At 74.2% G+C, this 14624-nt stretch carries 12 protein-coding genes; all 12 read left to right on the forward strand.

All coding sequences use genetic code 11. The annotated features are described in order from the left end of the window. A partial coding sequence (locus BMY40_RS26345) for an amino acid ABC transporter ATP-binding protein (protein ID WP_143071834.1) occupies window positions 1–444 on the forward strand: 444 nt, incomplete at its 5' end. Then, the gene (locus BMY40_RS26350) at window positions 441–1649 is read left to right on the forward strand and encodes a M20/M25/M40 family metallo-hydrolase (protein WP_245770344.1); all 1209 of its coding nucleotides are present in this window, start codon (window positions 441–443) and stop codon (window positions 1647–1649) included. The genes BMY40_RS26345 and BMY40_RS26350, both read left to right, overlap by 4 nt. A 145-nt stretch (window positions 1650–1794) precedes the next feature. Continuing rightward, a complete protein-coding gene (locus BMY40_RS26355; RefSeq protein ID WP_245770345.1) occupies window positions 1795–3135 on the forward strand; it encodes a cyanophycinase in 1341 nt (446 codons plus the stop codon). 66 nt (window positions 3136–3201) lie between these two features. Further along, window positions 3202–4113, forward strand: a complete 912-nt coding sequence (locus BMY40_RS29020) for a MurR/RpiR family transcriptional regulator (RefSeq protein ID WP_093663287.1) — start codon at window positions 3202–3204, stop codon at window positions 4111–4113. 69 nt (window positions 4114–4182) lie between these two features. After that, window positions 4183–4872, forward strand: a complete 690-nt coding sequence (locus BMY40_RS26365) for an SDR family oxidoreductase (protein ID WP_093663288.1) — start codon at window positions 4183–4185, stop codon at window positions 4870–4872. Window positions 4873–4880: 8 nt separating this feature from the next. Next, the gene (locus BMY40_RS26370) at window positions 4881–5912 is read left to right on the forward strand and encodes a methionine synthase (RefSeq protein WP_107436803.1); all 1032 of its coding nucleotides are present in this window, start codon (window positions 4881–4883) and stop codon (window positions 5910–5912) included. 16 nt (window positions 5913–5928) lie between these two features. After that, on the forward strand, window positions 5929–8121 hold the full coding sequence (gene ligA / locus BMY40_RS26375; protein ID WP_093663290.1) for an NAD-dependent DNA ligase LigA: 2193 nt from the start codon (window positions 5929–5931) through the stop codon (window positions 8119–8121). A gap of 226 nt (window positions 8122–8347) precedes the next feature. Beyond that, a complete protein-coding gene (locus tag BMY40_RS26380; protein WP_093663291.1) occupies window positions 8348–10537 on the forward strand; it encodes a putative bifunctional diguanylate cyclase/phosphodiesterase in 2190 nt (729 codons plus the stop codon). Between the two features lie 263 nt (window positions 10538–10800). Continuing rightward, window positions 10801–11097, forward strand: coding sequence for an Asp-tRNA(Asn)/Glu-tRNA(Gln) amidotransferase subunit GatC (gene gatC / locus BMY40_RS26385; protein ID WP_093663292.1), 297 nt, complete (start codon window positions 10801–10803; stop codon window positions 11095–11097). A gap of 5 nt (window positions 11098–11102) precedes the next feature. Beyond that, on the forward strand, window positions 11103–12605 hold the full coding sequence (gatA, locus tag BMY40_RS26390) for an Asp-tRNA(Asn)/Glu-tRNA(Gln) amidotransferase subunit GatA (protein ID WP_093663311.1): 1503 nt from the start codon (window positions 11103–11105) through the stop codon (window positions 12603–12605). Between the two features lie 181 nt (window positions 12606–12786). Next, complete coding sequence (locus BMY40_RS26395; RefSeq protein WP_093663293.1) at window positions 12787–13029, forward strand: hypothetical protein; 243 nt, start codon at window positions 12787–12789, stop codon at window positions 13027–13029. Between the two features lie 28 nt (window positions 13030–13057). Continuing rightward, window positions 13058–14566 carry an Asp-tRNA(Asn)/Glu-tRNA(Gln) amidotransferase subunit GatB gene (gene gatB, locus BMY40_RS26400; protein ID WP_093663294.1) on the forward strand — a complete coding sequence of 503 codons (1509 nt, stop codon included), beginning with the start codon at window positions 13058–13060 and terminating at the stop codon, window positions 14564–14566. The last annotated feature ends 58 nt before the right edge of the window (window positions 14567–14624 follow it).

The following is a 14624-nucleotide window of genomic DNA, read 5'->3' on the forward strand; positions in this document are numbered from 1 at the left end:
GCGGTGGAGAACGTCATGGAGGCGCCCGTCCAGGTCAAGGGCGAGTCCAGGGCGGCGGCCCGGGAGCGGGCCCTGAAGCTGCTGGACCGCGTCGGACTGGGCAACCGGACCGGCAACTACCCCTCCCAGCTCTCCGGCGGCCAGCAGCAGCGCGTGGCCATCGCCCGCGCGCTGGCGATGGAGCCCAAGCTGATGCTCTTCGACGAGCCCACCTCCGCGCTCGACCCGGAGCTGGTCGGCGAGGTGCTGGACGTCATGCGCGGGCTGGCCGAGGACGGCATGACGATGATCGTCGTCACCCACGAGATGGGCTTCGCCCGGGAGGTCGGCGACTCGCTGGTCTTCATGGACGACGGCGTGGTCGTCGAGTCGGGCCACCCGCGCGACGTGCTGACCTCGCCCCGGCGCGAGCGCACCCGCTCCTTCCTGGCCAAGGTCCTGTGAGCGCCCCGGCACACCGCCGGCCCGCCGCCGCACACCTGCGCGCGGCGGTGGAGAGGCGCTACCCCGCGTTCCTGGCCGACCTGGGGCTGATGACGGGCGTCGACAGCGGGTCGTACGACAGCGAGGGCGTCGACGCCGTCGGCGCGATGGCCGCGGAGCGGCTGCGAGGACTCGGCTTCGCGGTGCGGTCCGTGCCGGTGGGCTCCACGCCGGACGGCCGGCGGCTGGGCGACGCCCTGGTCGCCCGCCACGCCGGCCGGGCACCCGGCGGCAGACGGCTGCTGCTGATGGCCCACCTGGACACCGTGTACGAGGCCGGCACTGCCGCCGCCCGCCCCCTGCGGACCGAGGACGGCACCGCGTACAGCCCCGGCGCCTGCGACGACAAGGGCGGCCTGCTGCTGGGCATCGCCGCGATCGGGGCCCTGCTGGACCTGGGCGCCGAGGACTGGGGCGAACTGGTCTTCCTGTGCACCCCGGACGAGGAGATCGGTTCGCCCGGCAGCCGGCCCCTGACCGAAGCCCTGGCCAAGGAGGCCGACTTCGGCCTCTGCCTGGAGTGCGCGCGTGAGAACGGGGACCTGGTCACCGCCCGCAAGGGCGTGGTCGACCTGCGTCTGACCGTGCGCGGCCGGGCCGCGCACAGCGGCGTCGAACCGGAGCGCGGCGCCAACGCGGCCCTGGCCGCCGCCCACCTCGTCATCGCCCTGCAGGAACTGGGCGGCGGCCCCGGCGGCACGACCGTCAACGTCGGCCGGGTGCGGGCCGGTTCGCGGACCAACGTCGTCTGCGACGAGGCGGTGCTCGACGTGGAGGTGCGGTCCGCCACCCGCGACGGCCTGTGGGACGCCCGCCGCGAGATCGCACGGCTGGCCTCCCGCACCTGGGTGGAGGGCACCTCGGTGGAGGTGGCGGAGGGGGAGGAGTGCCCGCCCCTGGAACGCACCCCCCAGGTCGCGGACCTGGCGGACCTGGCCCTGGCCCTCGCCGCGGAACTCGGCGTCCGGGCGGGCGCCGCCGCGACCGGGGGCGCCGCAGACGCCAACTTCGCGGCCGGTACGGGGCTGCCGGTCCTGGACGGCCTCGGACCGGTCGGCGGCGGCGACCACAGTCCCGGCGAGTGGCTCGACCTGTCCAGCGTCGTGCCCCGCGGCGCCCTGCTGGCCGCCCTGATCTCCCGGCTGGGCACTCGGGGCGCCGGCTGACGGCCCCGCCGCCCGCGCACCCCGTGCCCCGGAGCGCCGCGCGTCCCGCGCGTCCCCCGCGGCACCCCCGACCGCACCACCGCACCACGGACCCGGCGACCGCGCCGGTCTCCGCACGACCCCGCGAGCCCTCGAGGAGGCACCCGTGCACCGAACGAGACCCCGCGCCGGCGGATCCCCCGCCGGATCCCCCGCCGCGGCGCCCCCGCGCCGGCCGTGCGGCGTACTGGCCGCCGCCGCGGCCGGTCTGACCGCGCTCGCCCTGCTGCTGCCCGCCACCGCCGCCGCCGCGGCGCCCGCCACCGGACCCGCACCGGCGACCGCGCGGGCCCCCGGCGGCACGCTCCTGATGGTCGGCGGCGCACTGGACGACCACAACACCGAGGTGTACGGCGAGATCGTCGACCGCGCGGGCGGCCCGGCCGCCCGCATCGGCGTCCTCACCGCCGGCTCCGTACCGCCCTCCCAGGACCCGGACGCGGGCACGCCGCAGGCGCGCAACAGCGAGGCCAACAGCGCCTACTACGCCGGCCTCCTGGAGAGCCACGGAGCCGGATCCGCCGAGTGGATCCCCGTCGACCTCGACCGGGTGGCGGCGGCCGACGACCCCGAACTGGCCGGGCGCGTCTTGGCCATGACCGGCTTCTTCATCGGCGGCGGCGACCAGTACCGCTACGTCACCACCCTCCTGCGCGACGGCGGCACCCGGGACTCGGCCGTGCTCGCCGCCGTCCGGCAGCGGCTCGCCGAGGGCGCGGTCGTCGCAGGCACCAGCGCCGGCGCCCAGATCCAGGCGGGCGCCGACATGATCACCGGCGGGGCGAGCTACGAGGCGCTGCGCGACGGCTCCTCGCCCGGCCACTTCGAGGACGCCGCCCGGCTCGGCTATCTGGAGACCGGCGGCTTCGGGTTCTTCGCCCACGGCCTGGTCGACACCCACTTCTCCGCCCGCGGCAGGGAGGGCCGGTCCCTGCGCCTGGCCGCCGACACCGGGCACGACCTGGTCTTCGGCGTCGACGAGAACACCGCCCTGGAGGTCACCGGCGTCGGCACCGACAACGAGCGCCTGCGCGTCCTGGGCGAGCACGCGGTGACGGTGCTGGACCTCACCGGCGCCACCGCGGGGACGTACAACGGCCGGTGGTCCGTCGAGGGCGTCCGCTACGACCGCCTCACCGCCGGCGACGGCTACGACCCGTACGCCCGCCGTGCCCTGCCCGCCGCGGGCCGCACCGAACTGGTGCCGCGCAACCGGACCGCCCAGCGGCCGGGCTACGACGTCTTCGGCCCGTACCGCTTCGCCGGCACCGCCCTCGACCTCGCCGGCAGCGGACGGTCCACGCGCACCACCGACTACACCTACGAGACCGGCCCGGAGTTCGCGGTCGGGTTCCGCAAGCCCGCCTCCGGATACACCGCCTGGACGGCCGACGGCCGCACCGCCTCCACCCTGACGGGCATGGAGATCGAGGTGTACGCCCCCTGACCGGTGCCGGATAGGCTCGGGCCCGGGGCGCGGCGGCGCCCCGGGCCCGACGAGCGAGGAGGCACCGTGGCCGCCGAAGGCGAGGCATCCGGGGCGGACACCGCAGGGCGTGCGGCGCCCGGCGGCGTGGCCGAGTCCATCCGGCGGCGGCTCGGCGAGTGCACACCGGCCGAACGCAAGGTCGCCCGCGTCCTGCTGGCCGCCTATCCGTCGGCCGGGTTCGAGACCGTCGCCCGCATCGCCGAGCGGGCCGGGGTCAGCGCGCCCACCGTCATCCGCTTCGCGCACCGCCTCGGCTACCGGGGCTTCCCCGACTTCCAGCGCGCGCTCCGCGACGAGCTGGAACAGCGCGAGGCGTCCCCGGTCGCCCTCTACACCGCCACCGGCTTCGCCGAGCGCGGCGGCTCCCCCGCGGCGGAGCTCCTGGAGTCCTCCGTCGCCTCCCTCACCGCCGCCCTGCGCGCCACCTGCGCCGCGCTGCCCCCCGAGGACCTCCAGGGCGCCGTCGACCTGCTCGCCGACCCCAGGCGCCGAGTGCTGCTGACCGGCGGCCGGTTCAGCGGGCTGCACGCCCGCTACCTGGGCCTGCACCTGGTCCAGATCCGCGACGACGTGGAACTGCTGCCCGAGGGCGCGGTCGAGCGCACCGCCGCCCTCGCCCGGGGCGGGCGCCGCGACGTGCTCGCCGTCTTCGACTTCCGGCGCTACGAGCCCGCCCTGCTGGAGCTGGCGAGGCTGGTGGCCGGCCGGGGAGGGAAGGTCGTGCTGGTGACCGACGGCTGGCTGTCGCCGATCTCGGCCGTCGCCGACGTGGTGCTGCCCTGTCAGGCCCCGGCCACCACGCCGTACGACAGTCTCGTGCCCGCGCTGGCCGTCACCGAGGCCGTGGTCACCGGAGTGCTCGGCGCGCTGGGCGAGGCGGCCCAGGAGCACATGCGGCGCGGCGAGGACACCGCTCGCACGCTGGGGCTCTACTGACGGACGCGGTGCCCGCCGGTGACGGGTGCGGTGCCCGCCGGACGGTCCGCCGGATGGGACGATGGGCCCATGGGAACGCATGTGATCACCGGGGCGGGCTCCGGCATCGGAGCCGAGATCGCCGAGCGCCTGCGGGAGCGGGGCGAGGAGCTGTGGCTGCTGGCGCGGGACGCGGGCCGCGCCAGGGAACTGGCCGAGCACTTCCCCGGCGCCCGCACCCTCGTCGGAGACCTGGCCGAGCCCGAGAGGCTGTCGTGGGCGCTGTCCCACCAGGAGCTGCCGGAGCGGGTGGACTCGCTGCTGCACGTCGCCGGGGTGGTGGACCTGGGGAAGGTCGGGGAGCTGACGCCGAAGGTCTGGAACGCCACCCTGGCGGTCAACCTCGTCGGCCCCGCCGAGCTGACCCGGCTGCTGCTGCCGCAGATCCGCCTGGCGCACGGCCACGTGGTCTTCGTCAACTCCGGCGCGGGCCTGAACGCCAACGCCGACTGGGGCGCGTACGCGGCCAGCAAGCACGGGCTGAAGGCGCTCGCCGACTCGCTGCGCGCGGAGGAGGGCGGCGCCGGGGTGCGGGTGACCTCCGTCTACCCGGGGCGCACCGCCACGCCGATGCAGGCCAAGGTGCACCGGCAGGAGGGGAAGGAGTACGACCCGGCGCGCTGGATCCCCCCGTCCGCGGTGGCGACCGCCGTCCTCACGGCCCTCGACCTGCCGGCGGGCTCGGAGATCACCGACCTGAGGGTGAGGCCGTCGGCGTGAGGGAGCACATGTGGGGCGAGGGGGCGGCGACCGGTGTCGGGTCGATGCCCGGCACCGACGCCCGGGAGGCGGCCAGGACCGTCACCGGCAGCCTCGAGCACTTCCCGTACCTGCCGGAGCTGCCCGCGCGCGGGCCCGGCGCCGACATGATCGGGCGGACGGCCGGGCTGCTGGTGGAGCTGTACGCCCGCCTGGAGCCCAGCGGCTGGCGGGTCGGCGACGCCCCCGGGCGCGACACCCGGCGGGCCCGGTCCTGGCTGGGGGAGGACCTGGACGCGCTGGAGGAGTTCACCCAGGGCTACACCGGGGCGCTGAAGGTCTCCGCCGTCGGGCCCTGGACGCTGGCGGCCTCGCTGGAGCGCCGCGGCGGCGAGGCGATGCTCGGCGACGCGGGCGCCTGCCGCTACCTGGCCGAGTCCCTGGCCGAGGGGCTGCGGGCCCATCTCGCCGAGGTGCGGCGCAGGGTGCCGGGGGCCAGGCCGGTCCTCCAGCTCGACGAGCCGTCACTGACGGCGGTGCTGCTGGGCAGGGTGCCCACCGCCAGCGGGTACCGCACCCATCCGGCCGTGGACCGCGGCGTGGCCGAGGGCGCGCTGCGGCAGGTGGTCGAGGCGGCGCGGGACGCGGCGGGGGGCCCGGAGCCGGGGCAGGAGATCCCCGTGGTGGTGCACTCCTGCGCTCCGGGGGTGCCCTTCGGGCTGCTGCGCAGGGCGGGCGCCGCCGGGATCTCCTTCGACCTCTCGCTGCTCACCGAACGTGACGACGAGGCGGTCGGGGAGGCGGTCGAGGCGGGCACGGCGCTGTTCGCCGGGGCGGTCCCGGCGGTGGAGCCGGACTCGAGGGCACTGTCAGACCCTGCCGGTAGCGTCATGGGTGTCAGGACGCTGTGGCGCAGGCTGGGGCTGTCTCCGAAGCTGCTGGCGCGATCGGTGGTCGTCACGCCCGCCTGCGGTCTGGCGGGCGCCTCGCCCGCCTACGCGCGGGCCGCGCTCGCGCACTGTGTCCGGGCCGCACGCTCGCTCGTAAACGACCCTGAGTAACGGGAGGCTTGGATACATGGAGACGGTGAGCCCGGACAGCGAGGCGCGCGAACGGCACGCACGGCTGGCCCGGGAGGTCGACGAGCACCGCTTCCGGTACTACGTGACGACGCCGGTCGTCAGCGACGCCGAGTTCGACGCCCTGATGCGCGAGCTCCAGGAGCTGGAGGCCAGGTACCCGGAGCTGGTCACGCCCGACTCGCCGACCCAGAAGGTGGCCGGCTCCTACGAGACGGAGTTCACCGCCGTACAGCACCGCGAGCGGATGCTGTCGCTGGACAACGCCTTCGACGACGAGGAACTGGAGTCCTGGGCCGACCGGATCGCACGCGAACTGGGCGGTGTGCCCTACCACTTCCTGTGCGAGCTGAAGGTGGACGGCCTGGCGGTCAACCTGACGTACGAGCACGGCAGGCTGGTGCGCGCCGCCACCCGCGGCGACGGGCGCACCGGGGAGGACATCACGCCCAACGTCCGCACCATCGCGCAGATCCCCGAGCGGCTGAAGGGGGAGCGCATCCCGGATCTGGTGGAGATCCGCGGCGAGGTGTTCATCCCCATGGAGCGCTTCGAGGAGCTGAACGCGCGGCTGGTCGAGGGGGGCAAGCCGGCGTTCGCCAACCCCCGCAACGCGGCGGCCGGTTCGCTGCGGCAGAAGGACCCCAAGGTCACCGCGGAGCGCCCGCTGCACATGGTGGTGCACGGCATCGGCGCCCGCGAGGGCTTCGACATCGACCGGCTGTCGCACGCCTACGAGCTGCTGCACGAGTGGGGTCTGCCGACCGCCGCGCACGCCAGGGTGGTCGGCTCCGTCGAGGAGGTGCGGGAGTACATCGCGTACTACGGCGCCAACAGGCACTCGGTGGAGCACGAGATCGACGGGGTCGTCGTCAAGCTGGACGAGATCCCCCTCCAGGGGCGGCTGGGCTCCACCTCGCGGGCGCCGCGCTGGGCGATCGCCTGGAAGTACCCGCCCGAGGAGGTCAACACCAGGCTGCTGGACATCAAGGTGAGCATCGGCCGCACCGGGCGGGCCACGCCGTTCGCCGTGGTGGAGCCGGTGACGGTGGCCGGCTCGGAGGTGGAGTTCGCCACCTTGCACAACCAGGACGTGGTCAGGGCCAAGGGCGTGCTGATCGGGGACACCGTCGCGCTGCGCAAGGCGGGCGACGTCATCCCCGAGATCCTGGGCCCCGTCGCCGATCTGCGGGACGGCAGCGAGCGGGAGTTCGTGATGCCCGCCGAGTGCCCCGAGTGCGGCACCGGGCTGAAGCCGGCCAAGGAGGGGGACGTCGACCTGCGCTGCCCCAACGCCCGCTCCTGCCCGGGCCAGTTGCGCGAGCGGCTCTACTACCTGGCGGGGCGCAAGTGCCTGGACATCGAGCACTTCGGGTACGTGGCCGCCACCGCGCTGACCCAGCCGCTGGAGCCGGCCGCACCGCCGCTGCGGGACGAGGGGGATCTGTTCGACCTCACCGTCGAGCAGCTGCTGCCCATCAGGACCTACGTCCTGGACCCGGACAGCGGCCTGCCCAAGCGGGACCCGAAGACGGGGGAGGAGAAGGTCGTCACCTTCTTCGCCAACCTCAAGGGCGAGCCGAAGAAGAACACCCTGGCGATGCTGGAGAACATCCAGGCGGCCAAGGAGCGCCCGCTGGCCAGGATCATCGCGGGGCTGTCGATCCGCCATGTCGGCCCGGTCGCGGCCGAGGCGCTGGCCAGGGAGTTCCGCTCGCTGGACCGGATCGCCGAGGCGTCCGAGGAGGAGCTGGCGGCCACCGAGGGAGTCGGCCCGACCATCGCCGCCTCGCTCAAGGCCTGGTTCGCCGAGGACTGGCACCGCGAGATCGTCGAGAAGTGGCGGGCGGCCGGCGTGCGGATGGAGGAGGAGGGCGGCGTCGAGGAGGGGCCGCGTCCGCTGGAGGGGGTCACCGTGGTGGTCACCGGGACCCTGCGGTCGTACACGCGGGATGGCGCAAAAGAGGCGCTGCAGAGCCTGGGAGCGAAAGTGACCGGTTCTGTTTCAAAGAAGACCGGTTTTGTTGTGGCGGGCGACAGTCCCGGGTCGAAATATGACAAGGCCGTGCAGTTGAAGGTCCCGATCCTGGACGACGACGGTTTCGCCGTCCTGCTGGAGCAGGGACCCGACGCCGCACGAGAGGCCGCCGTCGTCCCCGTCGAGCCCGCCGCGGAGCCGCCCGCACAGTGACGGCGCGTCGGCGGCGGTGGTGTCACCGCCGCCAAATCCCTTTTCGGACAATGCCGTTGACTGAGTGATGAGGAGGGGCCGCGCGGCGCTTATCAGACGGACGCGATCGACCGGTCTGCATTCGGGCAACCCTGAACGATCACTGCCCAGCCGGCCGTCCGCGCCCTACTGTTGACGGGGTGCGCCTGCCGTGGCGTGGGCACCGACGGCTGTGAGAGGGACGCGCATGCAGCACAAACCCCGGGACCGGGGACAGCAGTGGCTCCGCCACGGGCGGCCCCGGCCGGTCACCGCGCCGCCGGGCGAGAGCCCCGACGGCGCGCCGAAGCTGCAGCGCGTCGCCTCCCTGGAGGTGCCCTGGCTCTCGCGCACGGTCGTCGCGGTCGCCGCCGTCGCGCTGGCCGCCGGGGTCCACCGGGTGGTCTCCGAGGGGCACGCCCTCTTCCCCAGCGGCACGGCGGGCTGGTCCTTCGCCGTCCTCACCGGCCTCATCGTCGGGCACCTCGTCGCCCTCGGCCGCGACCGCTGGTGGGGCGGCACCGGCTCCGGTGCCGCCCTCACCCTGGCCATCCTGCTGCTGTACGGCTGGATCCCGGCCACCCTGGTCAGCCTCGCGGTGGTGGTCCTGGTCGGCGCGGCCCGGCGGCACCGCTGGCGCCAGGCGCTGCGGCACGGCGCGGTGGACATCCTCGGCATCGGCGCCGCGGCGCTGTGCCTGGCGGCCTTCGGCGTGCACCCCTCGGTGGAGGAGCCCTGGCGCCCGGCCGCCTGGAGCCTGTACGCGCTCCCCGAGGTCCTCCTGGCCGCCGCCGCCTACCTGCTCGTCACCCGGACGCTGCTGTGGTACATCCTGGCCCCGCGCCAGGGAGGACTGCCCACCGTCGCCCGCACCGCTCTGGCGCGGCAGGGGCTGGTCGCCCTCGCCCTGCTGGCCATCTCCCCGCTGATCGTCGTGGTCGCCGTCCACATGCCGCTGCTGCTGCCGCTGTTCTCGGTACCGCTGATCGCCCTGGACTCCGCCCTGTGGATCGCCCGGGCCCGCGCCGAGGAGCAGCTGCGCGACCCCCTCACCGGGCTCGCCAACCGCCAGTGGCTGCTGGAGCGCACCTGGTCCGCCCTGGACGAGGCCGACCGGCTGGGCGCCCGCTCCGCCCTCGTCCTCATCGACCTCGACCGCTTCCGGTCGGTCAACGACACCCTCGGCCACCTGGCGGGCGACCGGCTGCTGCTGCAGATCGCGGACCGGCTGCGGACGGCGCTGCCCCGCGGCGCCGAGGTGGCACGGCTCGGCGGCGACGAGTTCGCCGTGCTGCTCCCGTTCGCCGACTCGCCCACCAGCGCCCAGCGCGTCGCCCGCGCGCTCGTCTGCGCCCTCGGTTCGCCGCTGGACCTGGACGGGCTGACCCTGGAACTGGAGGCCAGCGCGGGGGTCGCGGTCTTCCCCGACCACGCCGGCGAGGCCGAGGGCCTGCTGCGCCGCGCCGACGTCGCGATGTACCAGGCCAAGCGCGACCGCAGCGGAGTGGAGGTCTACGAGGCCACCCGCGACGGCAACACACCCGACCGGCTGGGCCTGCTGGGCGATCTGCGCCGCGCCCTGGACGCGGGCGAGGTCGAACTGCACTACCAGCCCAAGGTCGCCTTCGACGGCTCCGTCTGCGGCCTGGAGGCACTGGTGCGCTGGGTGCACCCGGAGCGGGGAAGGGTGCCCCCGGACGAGTTCATCGCCATCGCCGAGTCCTCCGGCCTGATGCCGCGCCTGACCGACTACGTGCTGGAGACCGCGCTCGCCCAGGTCGCCCGCTGGCGCTCCCGGGGCCTGACCGCGCCGGTCGCCGTCAACGTCTCGCCCCGCGACGTCCACAGCCCCGGCTTCGCCGGATCGGTGGCCGCCCGGCTGGCCCGGCACGGCGTCCCGGCCGGGGCGCTCCAGCTGGAGATCACCGAGCACGTCCTGCTGGAGGACCCGCAGCAGGCCGCCGACACCCTCGCCGCGCTCACCGGCCACGGCGTGCGGATGTCCCTGGACGACTTCGGCACCGGCTACTCCTCCCTGGTGCACCTGCGGAGGCTGCCGGTGAGCGAGCTGAAGATCGACCGCTCCTTCGTGGCACGCCTCGCGGTGGACGCCGAGGACGCCGAGATCGTGCGCTGCACGGTGGACCTCGCGCACTCCCTCGGCCTGCTCGTCGTCGCCGAGGGCGTGGAGGACGACGAGACCTGGGAGCGCCTGCGCGACCTGGGCTGCGACGCCGTGCAGGGCTGGCTGGTGTCGGCCGCGATGCCCCCGTCCGAGGCGACCGCCTGGCTGCGGGCGCGCGACGGGGCGCCGCCCCCGGTCGAGGCGACGCACCCCGCGCTGCCGGGACCGGCCGGGAGGACCGCCCCGGGACACCGGGGACAGCCCGCGCGGTAGGCGCGCGTCACCCCCTCCGGGCGCCCGGACGGGGGCGGAGGCCGCCTCCGCCCCCGTCCCGGCACCGCCGTGCGCCGCGGCCAAACTGTTAGCATGCTGTTCTGCCCTCCGGGCAGCGGTCAGGACTTGGCCGCGCCCCGGCCGGAAGGCCGGGGGGGAAGCCGTCCCGCTCAGGAGACGGAGGAGTCACAGGATCGGGGCGGACGGCGGGAACAGCCCGCCAAGCCCCGAAGGATCCACCACTCACCCCGAGGAATCGCTGCATGCCTGGCATCACGCGCGAGGAGGTCGCCCACCTCGCCCGGCTGGCACGTCTGGAGCTGAAGGACGAAGAGCTCGACCACTTCGCCGGACAGCTCGACGACATCATCGGCGCGGTCGCCCGCGTCTCCGACGTCGCCGACGAGGACGTACCGCCGACCTCCCACCCGCTGCCGCTGACCAACGTCATGCGCCCGGACGAGGTCCATCCGTCGCTGACCCCGGAGCAGGCGCTCTCCGGCGCCCCCGCCCAGGAACAGCAGCGTTTCAAGGTGCCGCAGATCCTGGGGGAGGAGTGAACGCCGTGACGCATTCGAGCGATCTGACCAGGCTCACCGCGGCCGAGACCGCCGCGAGGATCGCCTCCGGCCAGGCGAGCGCCGTCGAGGTGGCCGAGGCCCACCTCGCCCGTATCGAGGCCGTGGACGAGAAGGTGCACGCCTTCCTCCACGTGGACCGCGAGGGCGCGCTGGCCCGTGCCCGCACCGTGGACGCCAAGCGCTCCCGCGGCGAGAGGCTCGGCCCGCTGGCCGGCGTCCCGCTCGCGCTCAAGGACATCTTCACCACCGAGGGCGTGCCCACCACGGTCGGCTCGAAGATCCTCGAGGGCTGGATCCCGCCGTACGACGCCACGCTCACCAAGCGGCTCAAGGCCGCCGACGTGGTGATCCTGGGCAAGACCAACATGGACGAGTTCGCCATGGGCTCCTCCACGGAGAACAGCGCCTACGGCCCGACCGGCAACCCGTGGGACCTCACCCGCATCCCGGGCGGTTCCGGCGGCGGCTCCTCGGCGGCGCTCGCCTCCTACCAGGCCCCGCTGGCCATCGGCACCGACACCGGCGGCTCCATCCGCCAGCCGGCGGCCGTCACCGGCACCGTCGGCGTCAAGCCGACCTACGGCGCCGTCTCCCGCTACGGCATGGTCGCCTTCTCCTCCTCCCTCGACCAGGGCGGGCCCTGCGCCCGCACCGTCCTGGACGCGGCCCTGCTGCACGAGGCGATCGCCGGGCACGACCCGCTGGACTCCACCTCCATCGACGCCCCCGTCCCGCCGGTGGTCGAGGCCGCCCGCAACGGGAACGTCAAGGGCCTGCGCGTCGGCGTGGTCAAGGAGTTCGCGGGCGAGGGCTACCAGGCCGGGGTCATGCAGCGCTTCAACGAGTCGGTGGAGCTGCTGCGCGAACTGGGCGCCGAGATCGTCGAGATCTCCTGCCCGTCCTTCGACAAGGCGCTGGCGGCCTACTACCTGATCGCGCCGTCGGAGTGCTCCTCCAACCTGGCCCGCTTCGACGCCATGCGCTACGGCCTGCGCGTCGGCGACGACGGCACCCGCTCGGCGGAGGAGGTCACCTCCCTCACCCGCGAGGCCGGCTTCGGCCCCGAGGTCAAGCGCCGCATCATGCTGGGCACCTACGCGCTGTCCTCCGGCTACTACGACGCCTACTACGGCTCCGCCCAGAAGGTGCGCACCCTGATCAAGCGCGACTTCGACGCCGCCTTCGAGAGGGTGGACGTGCTGGTCTCGCCGACCACGCCGACCACCGCGTTCCCCATCGGCGAGCGGGCCGACGACCCGATGGCCATGTACCTGGCGGACCTGTGCACCATCCCGTCCAACCTGGCGGGCAACGCGGCCATGTCGCTGCCGTGCGGCCTGGCCCCCGAGGACGGGCTCCCGGTGGGCCTGCAGATCATCGCCCCGGCCATGGCCGACGACCGGCTCTACCGTGTCGGAGCGGCGGTCGAGGCCGCGTACCACGCACGCTGGGGGCACCCGCTGCTGGAGGAGGCACCCTCGCTGTGAGCGTCGCACGCGCGGCCACCGGGCCGCAGACGACATACGGAGCCGCACCTGCACGCCGCGCGGGCGGAGAAGCTCACGGGGAAGATGCTGTGAGCGTCGCACGCGCGGCCACCGGGCCGCAGACGACATACGGAGCCGCACCTGCACGCCGCGCGGGCGGAGAAGCGGGAAGGGGCAAGCTGTGAGCGCGCTGAAGAAGGCCAAGGGCTTCAAGAAGTCCCGGCCCGGCCTGTACCTGTCCATCGGCACCTCGCTCTTCGGCGCCGTCGGCGTCGTCAAGCAGATGCAGCTCGCCCGGCGGGAGGACGACAAGCTCCAGCTCCTGGACGCCATCGTCTCCGGCGCCGCGATCCTGACCAGCGTCGCCATCCTCGTCCGCGAGGTGCGGCGCATGGACATCGACGACGTCCTCGCCGACGACTGACCGCAGCGCCTGAAAGGTTTGACTTTCCGTGACTGTCACCGAACTGGTGTCGTACGAGGACGCGCTGGCCTCCTACGACCCCGTCATGGGCCTTGAGGTCCATGTCGAACTGGGCACCAGGACCAAGATGTTCTGCGGCTGCTCCACCGCGCTGGGCGCCGAGCCCAACACGCAGACCTGCCCCGTCTGCCTCGGACTGCCCGGCTCGCTGCCGGTGGTCAACGCCACCGCGGTGGAGTCCGCCGTGCGCATCGGCCTCGCGCTGAACTGCGAGATCGCCCAGTGGTGCCGCTTCGCCCGGAAGAACTACTTCTATCCGGACATGCCGAAGAACTTCCAGATCTCCCAGTACGACGAGCCGATCGCCTTCGACGGCTACCTGGACGTCCAGCTGGAGGACGGGGAGGTCTTCCGCGTCGGGATCGAACGCGCCCACATGGAGGAGGACACCGGCAAGTCCACCCACATCGGCGGTGCCACCGGCCGCATCCACGGCGCCGTGCACTCGCTGCTGGACTACAACCGCGCCGGCATCCCCCTGATCGAGATCGTCACCAAGCCGATCACCGGCGCCGGCGAGCGCGCGCCGGAGGTGGCCAAGGCGTACGTCGCCGAGCTGCGCGAGCTCATCCGGGCCCTCGGGGTGTCCGAGGCCCGGATGGAGATGGGCCAGATGCGCTGCGACGTCAACCTGTCGCTGCGGCCGCACGGCACCGAGACGTTCGGCACCCGTTCGGAGACCAAGAACGTCAACTCGCTGCGCAGCGTGGAGCGGGCCACCCGCTTCGAGATCCAGCGCCACGCCGCGGTGCTGGGCTCGGGCGGGACGATCGTCCAGGAGACCCGCCACTTCCACGAGGACGACGGCTCCACCACCTCCGGCCGGGTCAAGGAGGAGGCGGAGGACTACCGCTACTTCCCCGAGCCGGACCTGGTGCCGGTCGCGCCCGCGCGCGAGTGGGTGGAGGAGCTGCGGGCCGGGCTGCCCGAGCTGCCGCGCCTGCGCCGCAACCGGCTGCGCGAGGAGTGGGGCATCTCCGAGCACGAGATGCAGTCCGTCCTCAACGCCGGCGCCATCGACCTGATCACCGCCACCATCGACGCCGGGGCCCCGGCCGACCAGGCCCGCAAGTGGTGGATGGGCGAGCTGGCCCGCCGGGCGAACGAGCAGGGCACCGAGCTGTCCGCCCTGCCGATCACCCCGGCACAGGTCGCCCGGGTGTGCGAGCTGGTCGCCGACGGCTCCCTCAACGACAAGCTGGCCCGTCAGGTCATCGAGGGCGTCCTCGCCGGCGAGGGCGAGCCGGACGAGGTCGTTGAGAAGCGCGGTCTGAAGGTCGTCTCGGACACCGGCGCGCTGAGCGCGGCCGTGGACGAGGCGATCGCCGCCAACGAGTCGATCGCCGAGAAGATCCGCGGCGGCAAGGTGGCCGCGGCGGGCGCCCTCGTCGGCGCCGTCATGAAGGCCACCCGCGGCCAGGCGGACGCCGCCCGGGTGCGCGAACTCATCCTGGAGAAGCTGGGCGTGCAGGGCTGACGCCCGCCCGGCCGCAGCGGCCCGGCCCCCGCACTCCCCGTCCGGGAGCGCGGGGGCC

It is taken from the genome of Streptomyces radiopugnans, from assembly GCF_900110735.1.
In the GTDB taxonomy this organism is placed as follows: Bacteria; Actinomycetota; Actinomycetes; order Streptomycetales; family Streptomycetaceae; genus Streptomyces; species Streptomyces radiopugnans.